General features: G+C 63.7%; 15 protein-coding genes. 6 read left to right on the forward strand and 9 right to left on the reverse strand.

What is annotated here, in order from left to right; all coding sequences use genetic code 11:
* The first annotated feature begins 368 nt into the window (after positions 1-368).
* The 6 genes from MXB90_RS08770 to MXB90_RS08795 all read left to right on the forward strand — a co-directional run bounded on the left by MXB90_RS08770 (position 369) and on the right by MXB90_RS08795 (position 5,790).
* Positions 369-692, forward strand: coding sequence for a ribbon-helix-helix domain-containing protein (locus tag MXB90_RS08770; protein ID WP_250043712.1), 324 nt, complete (start codon positions 369-371; stop codon positions 690-692).
* 174 nt (positions 693-866) lie between these two features.
* Positions 867-2,129 (forward strand): PQQ-dependent sugar dehydrogenase, encoded by a 1,263-nt coding sequence (locus MXB90_RS08775; protein WP_250043714.1) that lies wholly within the window; start codon positions 867-869, stop codon positions 2,127-2,129.
* A complete protein-coding gene (locus tag MXB90_RS08780; protein ID WP_250043716.1) occupies positions 2,126-2,758 on the forward strand; it encodes a c-type cytochrome in 633 nt (210 codons plus the stop codon). The genes MXB90_RS08775 and MXB90_RS08780 overlap by 4 nt, the downstream gene beginning before the upstream one ends.
* 79 nt (positions 2,759-2,837) lie before the next feature.
* Positions 2,838-3,008, forward strand: a complete 171-nt coding sequence (locus MXB90_RS08785; protein WP_250043718.1) for a DUF2256 domain-containing protein — start codon at positions 2,838-2,840, stop codon at positions 3,006-3,008.
* Complete coding sequence (locus tag MXB90_RS08790; protein WP_250043720.1) at positions 3,005-4,597, forward strand: cryptochrome/photolyase family protein; 1,593 nt, start codon at positions 3,005-3,007, stop codon at positions 4,595-4,597. The genes MXB90_RS08785 and MXB90_RS08790 overlap by 4 nt, the downstream gene beginning before the upstream one ends.
* A gap of 143 nt (positions 4,598-4,740) precedes the next feature.
* On the forward strand, positions 4,741-5,790 hold the full coding sequence (locus tag MXB90_RS08795; RefSeq protein ID WP_250043722.1) for a hypothetical protein: 1,050 nt from the start codon (positions 4,741-4,743) through the stop codon (positions 5,788-5,790).
* A gap of 60 nt (positions 5,791-5,850) precedes the next feature.
* Here MXB90_RS08795 and MXB90_RS08800 read toward each other — a convergent pair whose 3' ends face one another.
* The 9 genes from MXB90_RS08800 to MXB90_RS08840 all read right to left on the reverse strand — a co-directional run bounded on the left by MXB90_RS08800 (position 5,851) and on the right by MXB90_RS08840 (position 15,254).
* Positions 5,851-6,732 (reverse strand): NAD(P)-dependent oxidoreductase, encoded by an 882-nt coding sequence (locus tag MXB90_RS08800; protein WP_250043724.1) that lies wholly within the window; start codon positions 6,730-6,732, stop codon positions 5,851-5,853.
* A gap of 115 nt (positions 6,733-6,847) precedes the next feature.
* Positions 6,848-7,918 carry a DUF475 domain-containing protein gene (locus MXB90_RS08805; protein WP_462982265.1) on the reverse strand — a complete coding sequence of 357 codons (1,071 nt, stop codon included), beginning with the start codon at positions 7,916-7,918 and terminating at the stop codon, positions 6,848-6,850.
* 249 nt (positions 7,919-8,167) lie between these two features.
* Complete coding sequence (locus MXB90_RS08810) at positions 8,168-8,686, reverse strand: SixA phosphatase family protein (protein WP_250043727.1); 519 nt, start codon at positions 8,684-8,686, stop codon at positions 8,168-8,170.
* Entirely contained in the window at positions 8,683-9,333 is a 651-nt protein-coding gene (locus MXB90_RS17850; protein ID WP_462982257.1) for a ferredoxin, read from the reverse strand. The genes MXB90_RS08810 and MXB90_RS17850 overlap by 4 nt, the downstream gene beginning before the upstream one ends.
* Positions 9,330-10,208 (reverse strand): acetylglutamate kinase, encoded by an 879-nt coding sequence (gene argB / locus MXB90_RS08820; protein WP_250043914.1) that lies wholly within the window; start codon positions 10,206-10,208, stop codon positions 9,330-9,332. The genes MXB90_RS17850 and argB overlap by 4 nt, the downstream gene beginning before the upstream one ends.
* Before the next feature lie 163 nt (positions 10,209-10,371).
* On the reverse strand, positions 10,372-11,022 hold the full coding sequence (yihA, locus tag MXB90_RS08825; RefSeq protein ID WP_250043729.1) for a ribosome biogenesis GTP-binding protein YihA/YsxC: 651 nt from the start codon (positions 11,020-11,022) through the stop codon (positions 10,372-10,374).
* Positions 11,022-11,777, reverse strand: a complete 756-nt coding sequence (locus tag MXB90_RS08830) for an MOSC domain-containing protein (RefSeq protein WP_250043731.1) — start codon at positions 11,775-11,777, stop codon at positions 11,022-11,024. Before MXB90_RS08830 ends, yihA begins: the two co-directional genes overlap by 1 nt.
* Positions 11,774-13,603 carry a membrane protein insertase YidC gene (yidC, locus tag MXB90_RS08835; protein ID WP_250043734.1) on the reverse strand — a complete coding sequence of 610 codons (1,830 nt, stop codon included), beginning with the start codon at positions 13,601-13,603 and terminating at the stop codon, positions 11,774-11,776. The genes MXB90_RS08830 and yidC overlap by 4 nt, the downstream gene beginning before the upstream one ends.
* Before the next feature lie 112 nt (positions 13,604-13,715).
* Positions 13,716-15,254, reverse strand: coding sequence for a bifunctional diguanylate cyclase/phosphodiesterase (locus tag MXB90_RS08840; RefSeq protein ID WP_250043736.1), 1,539 nt, complete (start codon positions 15,252-15,254; stop codon positions 13,716-13,718).
* Between the last annotated feature and the right edge of the window lie 5 nt (positions 15,255-15,259).

The following is a 15,259-nucleotide window of genomic DNA, read 5'->3' on the forward strand; positions in this document are numbered from 1 at the left end:
CCTCAGGCGCCCCGTCACAACCTTCGCTGCTTCGGTGAAGCGGTATCTACGGAGAACAACAAACACACGCAAGAGGGAATCGCAGAAAAAATGAAACAAACGGAATAAATTTCAAAAGATACAACGAATACAAAATGATAGAGACATGGCGAGGAAGCGGCCAGGCAGAGCGAAGCACGGGGTGGACGCATTTGGCAGCGCCCCACCCTCGGGCAGGCCGGGAATCGCGCGCGCGCCACTGCGCAACTGCGCCTGCCGATGGGCGACCCCACCCGGCGCCCCCTCGGCCCACCCAGAATTGCGCCAACCCCCAAGTCTATTGACGCGTTGATCCGATCGATCATCATCGGATCAGGGAGGACTTCATCATGTGCCAGATCTTTTCGGGTCAGGACCCGACCCGCTACGAATCGGTTACCCGGCGCCTACGCCTGAACGGCCAGTCCACAAGCATCCGCCTGGAACGAGCATTCTGGTCGATTCTCGACCAGATGGCGGCAAGTGAGGGTGCGACCACCCCCGCCTTTCTGTCGCGACTGCATTCCGAAGTTTTGGAACAGCATGGCGAGGCGAGCAATTTCACATCGCTGCTGCGCTGTGCCTGCACCATCCACCTGGGCGAACTGGACAAGGTGCCTCAGGCACGCCGACACCCCCCGGTCCGGCCCGAAGCCCATGTCGCGGCGGAATAGCCCGAAAATGCGAATGTAGTATCGGGCTACTACCTTTGGCTGAATTGGTCCGTTAGCCTTACCAAAACCCCATCTTTGAAGGGTTGCGGCGAAGTCTGACCATCGAGCAACCGCGCGTCGGGGAGGCGCGCGGCGGGCACACGCCCGAAGCGGACCAAACCAAGGGAGGAAATCATGAAAAGATCAGCGATCATTGCCGGACTGTTTTTGTCCACCGCGCTCGGCACAGCCGCAGTCGCGCAGGACAACATGGAGAAACTGTCCAATATGCAGCGCACCGACGCCACCTTCACGGTCATCGACCAGACCGGCCAGACCGCCGAGGCGCTGGCGGCGATCGTGCCGCACATCAAGGTCCCCGAGGGATTCCAGGCCAGCCTCTACGCTGTCGTGCCCGATGCACGTTCGATGGCGGTGGCGCCGCAGGGCACGGTCGTTTTCGTCGGCACCCGCAAGGACAAGGTCTGGTCCGTCGTCGACCGCGACCGCAACCGCGTGGCCGATCAGGTGATGGATTTCGCGCCCTCGGTCACCTTCGACATTCCCAACGGGCCCTGCTTCTCGAAGGATGGGTTCCTGTATATCGCCGAACGCAACCGCGTCCTGGTGTTCCCGGCGGCCGAGTTCTTCTTTGAAGGGCCGGACCCGGCGGTGGGCACGGTCGTTGCCAAGGGCGAACTGATCCCGGCAGAAGAAGAAAGCTTCAACCACACCGCCCGGGTCTGCCGCGTGGGGCCGGATGGCAAGCTGTATATCTCGCTGGGGCAGCCGCATAACGTCCAGCCTGCCGACAAGGTGGAACTTTACGACAAGATCGGCATCGGCGGCATCATCCGCATCAACACCGATGGAACCGGGCGTGAGGTCTATACCCGCGGCATCCGCAACTCGGTCGGGCATGATTTCAACCCGGCCAATGGCGATCTGTGGTTCACCGACAACCAGGTTGACGGTATGGGCGATGACATCCCCCCGGGCGAGCTGAACCGCCAGACCGCCGGGGGCCAGCACTTTGGCTTCCCCTGGACGAATTCGCGCATCGAGATCCCCGAGTTCAAGGATGTGCCCCGCCCCGAAGGTGTTGAATTCACCGAGCCGCAGGTGGAAATGCAGGCCCATGCCGCCGATCTTGGCATGAGCTTCTACAAGGGCAATTCCTTCCCCGAGGAATTTCGCGGCGGCATCTTCTCGGCCCAGCACGGGTCGTGGAACCGCACCGTTCCGGTGGGCGCGCAGGTGATGTTCACCCGCCTGGATGAGGAAGGCAACGCCGCGGGCACCGAGGTCTTTGCCTCGGGCTGGCTGAATGAAGAGACCGGCGAGTACCGTGGCCGGCCAATGGATATTGCCTTCCTGCCCGATGGCTCGATGCTGGTGTCCGATGATTTCGCCGGCGCGATCTGGCGCATCGCCTATGTGGGAACGCCTGCGCAATGAGGTTGATTGCGGTTCTGGCTCTCGGCGGGGTTATCCTCGCCGGGGGCGTCCCTGTCGGTGCGGCAGGCAAAAATGAGTCTGAAAAGCCGGCATCCGCGTCAGCCCCGGAACCGGATGCCACGGGCGACCGGGCGGCGGGCCGGGTTCTGGCGGGCCAATGCCGCACCTGTCACGGCCTGGATGGCATGGCCCAGATCCCCATCGCCCCCCATATCGGCGGCGAGCCGGTAGACTATATCATTCATCAGCTGACAGCCTTCCGCGATGGCACGCGCGAACATGAGATGATGTCGATCGTCGCCCGGTCGCTAAGCGATCAGCAGATCCGCGATCTGGCGGCCTGGTATTCGGGCCATTCCGTTACCGTCACTCCCGCCCCCGACCCGGCTGCGGCGCCAGAGGCCTGTCTGGCCTGTCATGGCACCGACGGGCTTGCCCAGATCCCCGATGCGCCCAACCTGGCAGGTGAGACAAACATCTACATAGACACCCAGCTGAAGGCCTTTCGCAGCGGCAAGCGTGTGCATGACATCATGACACCGATCGCCCAGGGCATGACCGACGCCGATATCCGTGCCGTTGCGGATTGGTATTCCGCCGTGAAGATCAACATCGAACTGGCCGAGTAGGGCCGGCCCCGCGCTTGATCCCGGCCCGAACCGCGCCATATCTCTGGCGCGACAGGGGCGGCCAACCGGCGGAGGGGTGATGGCAAAGATGCGCAAGAAGGCGGATTTGCCGACAAAGGTCTGCGCCTGTTGCGGGCTGGGCTTTGCATGGCGCCGCAAATGGGCGCGGGACTGGGATCAGGTCAAATACTGCTCGGACCGCTGCCGCAGCGCCGCCAAGGGCCGCGCCCAGCGTGAGCCACGGGCATGACCGCCGCCCCATCCCCGCCGCGCACGGGTGCCTTGCGCCTTGTGATGGGCGATCAGTTGACGACGGGGCTGGCCTCGCTGGCCAGCCTCGATCCTGCGCGCGATGTGGTGCTGATGGTCGAGGTCGCGGATGAGGCGCGCTACGTCCCGCACCACAAGCAAAAGATCGCCTTCCTGCTGGCCGCGATGCGCCATTTCGCGCGCGATCTGGCGGCGCGTGGGGTGCGCGTCGATTATGTCCGGCTTGACGATCCGGCAAACACCCACAGCTTCACGGATGAGCTGACCCGCGCGGTCGCCCGCCACGCACCCGCACGGGTGGTGGTGACCGAACCCGGCGAATGGCGGGTGTGGCAAATGATGCAGGGCTGGTCCACCACGCTGGGCCTGCCGGTCGAGATCTGCGCCGATGATCGCTTCTTCTGCAGCCGGGCTGAATTCGCCCGCCTTGCCCAAGCCCGCAAGACCGGCCGGATGGAATTTTTCTATCGTGAGATGCGCCGCCGCACCGGCATCTTGATGGATGGCGATACCCCTGTGGGCGGGCAATGGAATTTCGACGCGGACAACCGCAAGGCGCTGCCGCGTGGCCTGCGCCCGCCTGCCCGGCGCCGCTTTGCCCCCGACGACCTGACGCGCGAGGTGATCAACCTGGTCGCGGCGCGCTTTGCCGACCATTTCGGCGATCTGGATCCGTTCGGTTGGGCGGTGACGCGCGCCGATGCGCTGGCCGCCCTAGACGATTTCATCGCAACGGCCCTGCCCGATTTCGGCGATTATCAGGATGCGATGAAGGCAGGCGAGGATTTCCTGTTCCACGGCTTGATCTCACCCTACCTCAACTGCGGGCTTCTGACCGCAGTTGAGGTCTGCGCCGCGGCCGAAACCGCCTTGCGCGCGGGGCGTGCGCCGCTGAACGCTGTCGAAGGCTTCATCCGGCAGATTCTGGGCTGGCGCGAATTCGTGCGCGGCATCTACTGGACCGAAATGCCCGATTATGCGCAGACCAACCACCTGAACGCGGGCCGCGACCTGCCCGCGTTTTACTGGACCGGCCAGACATCGATGCGCTGCATGGCCGATTGCATCGCCGCCACCCGCCGCAACGCCTATGCCCACCACATCCAACGCCTGATGGTCACCGGCAACTTCGCGCTGCTGGCCGGGATCGCGCCCGCGCAGATTGAGGAATGGTATCTGGCGGTCTATGCCGATGCCTTCGAATGGGTCGAGCTGCCCAATGTGCATGGCATGGTTATGCATGCCGATGGCGGGCGGATCGGATCAAAACCCTATGCCGCCTCTGGCGCCTATATCAACCGGATGTCGGATTATTGCGGCACCTGCACCTTTGATCCGAAGCAAAAGACAGGCGCACGGGCCTGCCCGTTCAACTATCTCTACTGGAATTTCCTGATCGAGAACGAAGCGGCCCTGGCCCGCAACCCGCGCATGGCCCTCCCCTATCGCAATCTGGCCCGGATGACCCCCGCCGACCGCGATCAGATCATCCGCGCCGCCCGCCATTTCCTGGCCGGTCACGCCCCGGCGCCCGCATCGATGCAGCCGAGGCTGGATGACGGCTGGTAGCGCCCGTCACAACTGTGCACTGTTGACTTTACCCAAGGGCCCAAATTAGCTGGCGGCCTCGACAACTGTGGGTGAAGATTATGAATCTTTTGGGTAAATTGTCACAATTCTGCTGCGCGGCCCTTGTCGCGTCGGGCCCGGCCGTGGCGCAAGGCGCGCCCGACGTTCAGGGCTTCTGGGCCGGGGGCTACGTTGATGGCCGGGGCGGGCAGATCCAGTTCCAGCTGACCATCATCGATGGGCTTGGAGAACTTGAATATAATGCCTCGAATTGGGGCGGCTTGGGGTTCGCGATCTGCGAATATCTGTTCCCCGTCGAAAACGGGCAGCCGGGCAAGGTGCTGCGCAACTCGGGCGCGGGCACGGGCAATTGCCTGGCGGAACCCGCCTTCACCCTGACGCGCGCCAACAAGGACGTGCTCAGCGTGGCCTTCGCCAACCCCGAGATCGAGCTTGAGGCCGCCGAACTGTCCGGCGTCCTGCGCCCCTTCGACCCGGCCGAGGCCCATGCCCCGATCGCCAATCTTGACATTCTGGGCGCAACGCCCGGCATGACGCTGGACCAGATCGAACAGCTTCTGGCCGATAAGGGCTATCAGCGGCAGGAAAACCGCGATCGGTTGATGGAATATCAGGATTTCACGCGCGACATGCTGGCCTGGGGCCGCGCCCCCAATGATCAGGGCAAACCCACCGATTGGTTCTTTGCCAGCTTCAGCGCCAAGAAAAGCTGGGCTCCAGACGACGCCCCCGTCGCCATGTCCATCGCGCGCGACTGGACCATTCCGACATCCGAGGCGATCGCCGGCGCAACGATGGTGGAAAGCCTTGCCACCAAATACGGTCCGCGGTCGAATTCGATCAACGAAGCGCGGTTTTATGACCGATCGGGCACTGTGCTGCAGGACGCCTATTCCTGCGGCGATGGCCCGCATCAGCCGATCCAGTCCAGCTATCAGTTGGATGACCAACTGGGGAATGAGGAAATCTCGGTCACCTGCGGCGCGGTTCTGGACGCTTACGTCTCCACCGATTCCTCGACCGGGCGCGCGGTGCGGTTGAAGCTGCGCATCACCGACCCGGACCCGCTGTGGGATGATTTCTGGAAAACCTGGAGCCATTCCGAAGGCGCGCGGATCAAGGCCGTTTACGAAGGCGTCGCGGGCGCCACCGGCAAGGCGCCGGAACTGTGATCGCACGCCCGGGCCGGACCCTGCCGGCCCGGGCGTAACCGCAAAGCCATCAGGCCCCCGTCACAGCCGCGCCAGAATGCGGTCAGCACGCTGGACAAGATCGCCCTCGCCCGGACCAATCGCCAGTTCGCCGATGCGCTGGTGCCAGTCGGCCACAGCGGCGGTCACCGCCCCCGGAAAGCCCAGATCCTGCAGCGTCGCGACAACCTCGCGCATCTCGGCGGCGCGGCGCAGGCCGTGGCTCATCATGCGTTCAAGGTTGTAGGCACCCTGGCGGGGCCAGTCGATTTCCGGGTTCGACGCCATCAGCGAGGCAAGAACCTGCGCCTCGACCCCGGCGCGGCGGGCTGCAAGAAAACATTCCGCATGCAGCGCCTCGATGCCCTTGATCATCACCGAACGCAGCATCTTGACGCTGGACGCATCGCCCACCCCCGGACCGGCAACCTGCGCCGCCATGCCCAGCACCCCCAGCTGCGCCGCCGCCGTGTCCGCATGCGGACCCGACAGCAACATCGGCGTGCGATGCAGGCGCGGATGCACGGGCGCCATGATGGCCGTATCCACATAGCGCCCGCCCACGCCTTCAATCACCCCGGCAGCCGCGCGCTTGGTTTCGGGCGCACAGGAATTGCCGTCGAACCAAAGCGCGCCGGGCGCAAGGTGGGGCGCACATTCATCGGCCGCGCGCCGCGCCTGATCGGCAGTCACAAGGCAGAACACATGGCTTGCACCCGCAAGCGCCTGTTCCCTGTCGCCACAAACCGTGACGCCCCGACCGGCACCGGCCCTGACCAGCAGATCATGCCCCCCGGGGTGCAGCGACTTCAGGTCAAACGCCGAAATCGCCCCCACAGCCTGCCCGTGCCAGCCCTGTGCAAAGGCTTGCCCCGCCTCGCCAAAACCGATCAGCGTAATCTTCGGACCCGTTCCTGTCTGCATGATGCCCCCCTGCCTGTGACGGCAGGATCGCGCAGACGCCCGCAGCGCCCAAGACCCTATAGCCCAACCTTATGACAACCGCCGGCTTTCTGAACCGCAGGATGTCCCCCGGGGCCTAGTCCAAGCTTGCCTGCGCCTCATCCTGGCCGTTGACCCGGTTCCAGCGGATCGAGGACCAAAGCGAGACACCGATCAGTGCCGCGCCGCCCAGGCCGGTGATCACCTCGGGGATATGCACCAGCGATTGGGCATACATGATGACCGACAGCGCGATGATGGCGTAAAAGGCGCCATGTTCCAGAAAGCGGTATTGGGCCAATGTGCCCCGTTCCACCAGCATGATCGTCATCGACCGCACATACATCGCACCGATCCCAAGGCCGATCGCGATCACGAACAGGTTCTGGCTAAGCGCGAAGGCCCCGATCACCCCGTCGAAGGAAAACGAGGCATCCAGCACCTCTAGATACAGAAAAGCCCCCAGCCCCCCGCGCGCTGCGGATTTCAGCGCCTCTTGCGTGCTGTCGATCAGCCCGCCCAGAACCTCGACCAGAAGGAAGGTCAGCAGGCCCCAGATCGCGGCGGTGAAGAACACCTGCGCATCGGCCCCGTCCAGAAGGCGCGAAAAGCCAAGAATCAGCAACAGGACCAGCGCCACCTCGATGCCACGGATCGTGGCATAGCGCGCCATGTGGCGTTCCAGCCAGCGCACCCAATGCACATCCTTTTCCTGATCGAAGAAAAAGCTGAGCCCCACCATCATCAGGAAGGTGCCACCAAAAGCCGCAATCGGCAGATGCGCATCCTGCATGATGCGGGCATATTCCTCGGGGCGGGCGGCGGCCAGCACCAGCGCCTGCCACGGGCCGATCTTTGCCGCGATCACCACGATCAGCAGCGGAAAGACGATGCGCATCCCGAAAACCGCGATGATGATGCCCCAGGTCAGGAAGCGGTGCTGCCATTCCGGCCGCATATCCTTGAGCTTGTTGGCATTCACGATCGCATTGTCGAAAGACAACGAAATCTCCAGCACCGCCAGAACCGCACAGATGAAAAAGATCGTCAGCATGCCGCCAAGTGTGCCAGTGGTGTGCCAGCCCAGAAAGGCGCCAAGCGCCAGGCCCAGGACGGTAAAGATGAAGGCCCAGCGGAAATACTGCAACATCGGGGCCGTGCCCGCCATTTCGGGCGCGGCCTCTGGCCTGAGGGTCGTCTTGCTTGCCATGTCTGATCAAGGTCCAGGCGGCTGGAAGATTTCAGGTGCCGACATCACGAAAGCGCCGCCACTTTCGCCAGAGGGGCCCGGTCACCACGGGTGCCTGCCACAGGCAAGCCGCGCATAAATGCGCGTTTTAACACAATGACGCAAGGGGCGGCGGCAATCACCGCCCCGCCGCCTGATGTGACATGTCAGGCGCGCCACAGGCGCCTGTCAGCCCCGACGGCTTGGCAAAAAGAACTCCATCACCGACCCGTCGCCCGGTTTCACGCCAAGCCAGTCCTCGGCCTGAAAGTCCACGATCAGCGTGGCGCAGGTCGGATAGCGCCGGAATTCGGGCGCCATCGGGGGACGCGCCGGCAACATCGCCGCGAATTCCGCGATGCCGGGGTTGTGGCCGATCATCATCACCGTGGGCGCTGTCGCGGTGCGCAGAACCGCCAGCATGACATCAGGGCTGGCGTGATACAACGCCTCGACCAGGCGCACCTCGGGGCGGGTTTCCATCACCGCGCTGGCAACACCATTCCAGGTTTCGCGGGTCCGCAGCGCGGTGGAACACAGCACCTCCTCGGGCTCCATCCCGCGTGAGGCCAGAAAATCCCCAAGTTCGCGCGCCGCACGCACGCCCCGGGTGTTCAGCGGGCGGTCGTGATCGGCCAACAGCGGATCATCCCAGGATGATTTCGCATGGCGCGTGAGGATCAGGCGGCGGTGTCCCAAGGGTGTCATTTGTGAAATTGCCTCATATGCCAAGCGGATTGTCGGGCCAGCCTGCCATAGGTTTGGCTCAACGGGCAAGCGCGGCGCACAAGGCAGCCTGCGTTCAGGCAAGTTTCGCCCTCAGGCCGATCCAGAAAGGCATGGCAGGCCGGAAGAACATACCCCTCCCCGGTCAGGGCACCGGGGGGACAGGCCGCAAGACAGGGCGCAGCGCATCCCTTACAGGGCGGCGCCGCCGCAGGGGTCGGCACACTGATACGGACCGGCAAGGCAATGGCCCCACGATAGGACGCCATCAGCCCCATCCGGTCATGCACCACAAAACCGACAGGCGACGTCCAGGCCCGGCCACTGCGCAAGGCCCAGCGCTGGAACGGATGCCAAGGCGGCCCGCCAAAGGGAAACACCGCCATGCCCCCCAAGCCAAGGGCCATCGCCCCGATCACCCGCGACGACCAGCGATCCAGCGGATCCGCCGCACCATCAGCAAACTCAGGGCTGGCGGTGACATGGTCCCAAAACCCCGGCTCGTCCGGAGACAACAGCGCCAGGGTCGGAAATTCGACCGGCAAGCCATCCCCGGGCCCAAGCCCCACAAGGCCCGACACGAAAAGCAGCTCGGCCGCAGCGACCGCTTGCAGCGCCGCCAGGGTCACCGTTTGCGCGGCTTCACCCGCGGCTCGGTCGAGCGGATCAGGCTGCCCGCACCGTGGTCGGTGAACAATTCCAGCAGGCAGGCATTGGGCACACGCCCATCCAGAATCACCACCGCGCGGACACCATCCTCCAACGCCTTCAGCGCTGTTTCCGTCTTGGGGATCATGCCACCGGCGATCGTCCCATCGCCGATCATCGCCCGGACCTCATCCGGGGTCATCTGGGTGACGACCTCGCCTACCTTGTTCTTGACGCCCGACACATCGGTCAGCAACAACAAGCGATCGGCCTGAAGCGCCCCGGCAATCGCACCCGCCGCGGTATCACCATTCACGTTGAAGGTTTCATTGTCATTCACGCCAGTGCCAACCGGGGCCACAACCGGGATGATCCCGGCATTGTACAGATCGCGCAGAACCTGAACGTTCATCTCGACCGGGCGCCCGACAAAGCCAAGTTCGGGATCGTCGGGTTCACAGACCATCAGGTCGTCGTCCTTGCCCGAAATGCCCACCGCGCGACCACCCTGATCGTTGATCGCCTGCACGATGCGCTTGTTGACCAGACCGGACAACACCATCTCGACCACCTCGACGGTGGCCTTGTCGGTAACGCGTTTGCCCCGGACCCAGTCAGAGGTGATCCCAAGCTTGCCAAGCAGATCGTTGATCATCGGCCCGCCGCCATGGACCACCACCGGGTTCATGCCGACCTGTCGCATCAACACGATGTCGCGGGCGAATTCCGCCATCGCCGCATCGTCGCCCATTGCATTCCCGCCGAACTTCACCACGACGACAGCGCCTGTGTAACGCTGCAGATAGGGCAACGCCTCGGAAAGGGTGCGGGCGGTGGCGATCCAGTCTCGGTTCATGGTCTGCTTTCTCATCGTGGGGTCCCCGGAGCATGCGGGGCAAGTGTTACGGGCAATCGCCCCCCCTGCCAAGCCCCGAGAGCGTCCACCCCCGGGCGCGCGGCCAAGGCCGGGGGCGCCGCCCCCGGACCCCCGGAGGCATCCCGATCTCACCAAGATCGGATCAGTTGAGTGAAGCGATAATCGCGCGCAGGGTTTCGATCCCTTCGCCCTTTTCGGACGAGGTCACCACGATTTCGGGATAGGCGGCGGGATGCTTGCCAAGCGCCGCCTTGACCTGCGCAATCGCCTGTTCGCGTTCCGCGCGGTTCACCTTGTCCGATTTGGTCATCACGACCTGGAACGTGACGGCCGAGCGATCAAGCAGCGTCAGGATTTCTTCATCGACGGCCTTGATGCCATGGCGCGTGTCGATCAGGACAAAGGCCCGACGCAAGGTAACGCGACCCGCGAGATAGGATTTCAGCAGTTGCTGCCATTTCGCGACGATCGCGACCGGCGCCTGCGCATAGCCATAGCCCGGCAAGTCGACCAGATAGGGGCCGCCTTCGGTTGTAAAATAGTTGATTTCCTGGGTGCGTCCCGGTGTGTTCGACGCGCGCGCAAGGTTCTTGCGGTTCGTCAACGCGTTGATGAGCGAGGACTTCCCCACGTTGGAACGCCCGGCAAAACAGACCTCGATCCGGTCGGCCGCGGGCAGGCCGGACATTGCGACCACGCCCTTGAGAAACTCGACCGGGGCCGCAAACATGAGGCGCCCTTTTTCAAGGGAGGCATCATCCGGGGTCGGGGCAAGGGTAAACTGCATCTGCATCACGAAATCTCCACATGATCGCCACGCGTGATAGTGCCCGCCTCGCGCACCACCGCGAACAGCCCGAACTGGGCGTCACCGTTCAGTTGCTGCAACAGCGAAAGGACATCCAGATCCTCATGGCCGGTTTCGGGGTTGGCACAGGTTGCGCGGCATCGCGTGATTGGCTCAACAATTTCCAGCACGGCTGTTCCGATCCGCAGATTGCGACCGGCTAGCGCGCGTTCGGACCACGGCAACCAGCCCTCAACCCATAGATTGCCGCGAAACCGGTTGCGCGACAGGGGCACACCCGTAGCCGCGCCAAGCGCATCAAGCGAGGACTGGGATAGAACCGAGACATAGGGTTCAGGCGAATCGGTCAGGGCCATGCCCGGGGCATGTTCCACACTGCGCGGCGCAGGCCGGTGTGCAGGCCAAAGCGGGCGCAGCCACGCAATGAGCGCCGCCTGATCTTCCGAAAGGTCGGGATGCACGGCCAACGAACCAGCCTCTGGGTGGGTCAGCGTGATCCGCCCGTCCGCGGCAGTCGCGGCACGAATAGCCATCAGGCTGGGCGCGGCCGCGCCACGAAGGAAATTCTGCTTCCCCGCCCAAGCCGTCATCGGGCCTTCAGGCTTTGCCGCCTGATGGGCGATGGCCCACCGCCGGTCGAAAGGCAGAGCGCGCCCCCGGGTCAGGGGCGCGCTTTCGATTTCCTCATACCCGACCGACTTGATCGGATGGCGCAGGATATGGGCCAGATGTGCCGTCATTTCCCGGATTTGTCGGCGGGCTTCTTGCCGGCGTCCTTCGCGGCCTTGCGACGGAAGCCCTGACGGATGTTGTCAAACAGATCCGGGCGTTTCCCGTGCATCGACATGATCGTGTACTGCTGGATGAAGGTGATCGTGTTGTTCGCGATCCAGTACAGCACAAGGCCCGATGCGAAACCGCCCAGCATGAACATGAAGACCCAGGGCATCCAGGCGAAGATCATCGCCTGGGTCGGATCGGTCGGCGCAGGATTCAGCTTTTGCTGGAACCACATCGAAATGCCCAGAAGGATCGGCAGCACCCCCAACGAGAAGATGAAGAAGATCGAGGACGGGTCCGGCGTGGCGAAGGGCAGCAGACCGAACAGGTTGAGGATCGAGGACGGATCGGGCGCCGACAGGTCGCGGATCCAGCCGATCCACGGGGCGTGATAAAGCTCGATCGTGACGTAGATCACCTTGTAGAGCGCGAAGAAGATCGGGATCTGTAGCAGGATCGGCAGGCAGCCCGATGCCGGGTTGACCTTTTCACGCTTGTAAAGCGCCATCATTTCTTGCTGCATCTTCATGCGGTCGTCGCCGACGCGTTCCTTCAGCTTTTCCATTTCGGGCTGAAGTTCCTTCATCCGCGCCATCGAGATGTAGGATTTGCGGGCCAGCGGGAAGACGATCATCTTGATGATCACGGTCAGCGCAATGATTGCCCAGCCCATGTTCCCGATCGTGGCGTGAAGCCAGTGCAACAAGCGGAACATCGGCTTCGTCAGGAAATAGAACCAGCCCCAGTCGATCGAATCGACAAACCCCTGAATGCCGGTGTCATCCTGGTAGTTCCGGATGGCCTCCCATTCCTTTGCGCCGGCGAAAAGCATGGTCGTGGCGCTGATCGCGGCCCCGGGGGCCACTTCCATCACGGGCAGGCGGGCCTCGGTCTGATAGATGTCGGATTGCGCGACGTATTTCAGGGCCGAGGTAAAGCCTTGACCCGGCGCCGGGGCAAGCGTGGTCATCCAGTATTTGTCGGTGAAGCCAGTCCAGCCATTTTCCGTCACGGTGACGATGTCCGCCTGGCCTTCGCCTGCAACTACGTCGAGGCCGGTCACATCGTCGTAATCCACCTCTTGCAGCTTGCCATCCGACATACGCACGGCACCTTCGTGCAGAACGTAGACGCGCTGCGTGTCCGGGATGCCGTGGCGCGCGATGATGCCATAGGGCGCAAGGCGCGCCGCGGCATCCGTGTCGTTCTGGACGGATTGCGTCACGGTAAACAGGTAATCACTGTCCACAGCGATCTCGCGGCGGAAGGTCAGGCCGGCCCCGTTGTCCCATTCCAGCGTCACCGGCTTGCCCGGCGCCAGAACATCGCCAGACGCGAGCCGCCAGATGGTCCGCGGGCCGGGGACCAGGGTCGGATCAAGCCCCGCCCCCGGAACCCAGCCGTAAACGGCATAATAGGGGTTGGAGGCCGCCAGGTCGGTCCCACCGACGGGGGCCAGAAGGCGCACCAACGGCGCGTCGTCTTCCAGTGAAACTTTGTAATTGCGCAGGGACAGGTCATCAATACGACCACCCAACAGCGATACGGACCCAGTCAGCTTTGGCGTATCAATGGAGATGCGCGGGGCCTGCGCCAGTTCGTTTGCCGTCGTCTCGGCCGCACCGGTTGAGGGGGTGCCGGTCGGGGCCGCATCGATCTGCGCCACGACGGCGGGCTGATCACTTTGCGGGACAGGCTCTGGCGGGGCGAAGAAGGTGTACCAGACCAGGATCACCACGAAGGAGAGCACGGTCGCAAGGATTAGGTTCTTGTTCTGATCTTCCATAAGCGCGGGTCCACCAACCTGTCCTGGGTTGGGGAGGGTTCAACAGAAGGGCTGGCGAAAGGTCAAGCGCTTTTACCGGGCTTCACGGCAGAGAGAGCCACGCGTGGCCGCTTCATCCCCCTGTGCTACGCCCCCGCCCCAGGCGTGGCGGCTGCGAAATCTTGGCCCGGTGACGTTCGAGCCAAGCCGCCGTTTCCTCTTGCGGCATGGCCCGGGCGATGCCTGCCCCCTGAACGTGACGGCAACCCAGCTGTGCCAACATCGCATGTTCACCGATCGAGCCAACGCCATCGGCAAGCGTTTCAAGGCCCAGCCCGTCCGCCATCGCGATCAGCGCGGCGGCGGCGCGCTGCTGCGCCGGATCGGTATCAATGCGGGCAACAAACGTCCGATGCAGGCGCAGGCGTTGCGCACCCGACCGACGGATCTGGGCCACCGACGTCGCCCCCATCCCGAAATCCGACAGATCCAGGCCCGCGCCCATCTCACAAAGAGCGTCCAGATTGTGGCGCACCACCTCATCCACAAGAAGCGGCAGGATTGCGGGCGAAAGCACGAAGCGCACCCTTCCTGGCGAAATTTCGAACCTGTCGAAATCCCATTGCATGCGAGAGGCGAACTTGGGGTCGTGAAAAGACTGTGGGTGAACCGGAAGGCTGATTGTCGCAACGCCGGCGCCCTGGCGGTCCCAATCACGCAAGGCGTGGAAGGCGTTGAACACCAGAACCTCCTGCAGACGGCCAAGCAGGCCCGCCGATTCGATCGCTGGCATGATTTCGGCCTCGGTTAGAATGCCGCGCGCCGCATGAAGCCAGCGCGGCACAGCGTCGAAACCAGATACCTCGCCGGTATCGGTACACAACTGCGACTGCAGATGGGCGATGATGCGGCCCTCCTCAAGGGCGGCGGCGGCTTCGCGGGTCAGATCATCTTCATGCATGCGCGCAGGCCAGATGTCGGGCGCATAGGCACGAATCGCGCTGGGGCCACTGCGCCGGGCTGCATCCGCAGCAGCTTCGGCCGCCGAAAGCAGGGCGGCACCAGTCATCTTCGGGGCCCTGCTCATCGGGCAAAAGCCGACATGCGCCGTGACGGTCACCGTCTGCTGCCGGATAGAGAGCGGGGTTTCCACAGCGGCCTGTAGGCGGGACGAAATCTGGATCAACCCCTCAAGGTCAAGCCGGGGGGTCGGTTGCAGGATGACCGCGAAGCGTAGCCCATCAAGGCGGGCAAGGATGTCGCGGTCGCGCAATGCACCGCGCAGGCGTTCGGCACTGCGGCGCAGCAGATGATCAACCTCTGTCTGGCTGCGGTCAGCCTGGACCGATTCCTCATCGTCAAAACCGACAACCAGAGCTGCCGTCTTGCCACCCGTTTCACGCGCGGTGGCCAATGCGCGGTCAATCTGCGCCTCAGCCTCGGGGCGAAGGCAAAGACCCGTTGCCGCATCAAGGCCCGCCTTGGCCTGCGCCAAGGGCGGCAAGGTCCGCCCCATCCAGGCAACACCCAACGCGGTCGCCGCGATCAGGATCATCGCGTCAGCCCCGAACCAGAGCCCAGCCAGACCAATGGCAGGTAGAAAGACAGCCATTTCCCGTCGCAGCAGCATCGCCGCCACCGCCCGTGCCCAATGAACAATTCTTCCGGTCATCACCT

This window comes from Phaeovulum molybdatiresistens (assembly GCF_023544865.1).
Taxonomy (GTDB): Bacteria; Pseudomonadota; Alphaproteobacteria; order Rhodobacterales; family Rhodobacteraceae; genus Pontitalea.

Bases quoted from the DNA above. Each gene is read 5' to 3' on its own strand.
- MXB90_RS08770 (WP_250043712.1), top strand. From the start codon at position 369: ATGTGCCAGATCTTTTCGGGTCAGGACCCGACCCGCTACGAATCGGTT.
- MXB90_RS08775 (WP_250043714.1), top strand. From the start codon at position 867: ATGAAAAGATCAGCGATCATTGCCGGACTGTTTTTGTCCACCGCGCTC.
- MXB90_RS08780 (WP_250043716.1), top strand. From the start codon at position 2,126: ATGAGGTTGATTGCGGTTCTGGCTCTCGGCGGGGTTATCCTCGCCGGG.
- MXB90_RS08785 (WP_250043718.1), top strand. From the start codon at position 2,838: ATGGCAAAGATGCGCAAGAAGGCGGATTTGCCGACAAAGGTCTGCGCC.
- MXB90_RS08790 (WP_250043720.1), top strand. From the start codon at position 3,005: ATGACCGCCGCCCCATCCCCGCCGCGCACGGGTGCCTTGCGCCTTGTG.
- MXB90_RS08800 (WP_250043724.1), bottom strand. From the start codon at position 6,732: ATGCAGACAGGAACGGGTCCGAAGATTACGCTGATCGGTTTTGGCGAG.
- MXB90_RS08805 (WP_462982265.1), bottom strand. From the start codon at position 7,918: ATGGCGGGCACGGCCCCGATGTTGCAGTATTTCCGCTGGGCCTTCATC.
- MXB90_RS08810 (WP_250043727.1), bottom strand. From the start codon at position 8,686: ATGACACCCTTGGGACACCGCCGCCTGATCCTCACGCGCCATGCGAAA.
- argB (WP_250043914.1), bottom strand. From the start codon at position 10,208: ATGAACCGAGACTGGATCGCCACCGCCCGCACCCTTTCCGAGGCGTTG.
- yihA (WP_250043729.1), bottom strand. From the start codon at position 11,022: ATGCAGATGCAGTTTACCCTTGCCCCGACCCCGGATGATGCCTCCCTT.
- MXB90_RS08830 (WP_250043731.1), bottom strand. From the start codon at position 11,777: ATGACGGCACATCTGGCCCATATCCTGCGCCATCCGATCAAGTCGGTC.
- yidC (WP_250043734.1), bottom strand. From the start codon at position 13,603: ATGGAAGATCAGAACAAGAACCTAATCCTTGCGACCGTGCTCTCCTTC.
- MXB90_RS08840 (WP_250043736.1), bottom strand. From the start codon at position 15,254: ATGACCGGAAGAATTGTTCATTGGGCACGGGCGGTGGCGGCGATGCTG.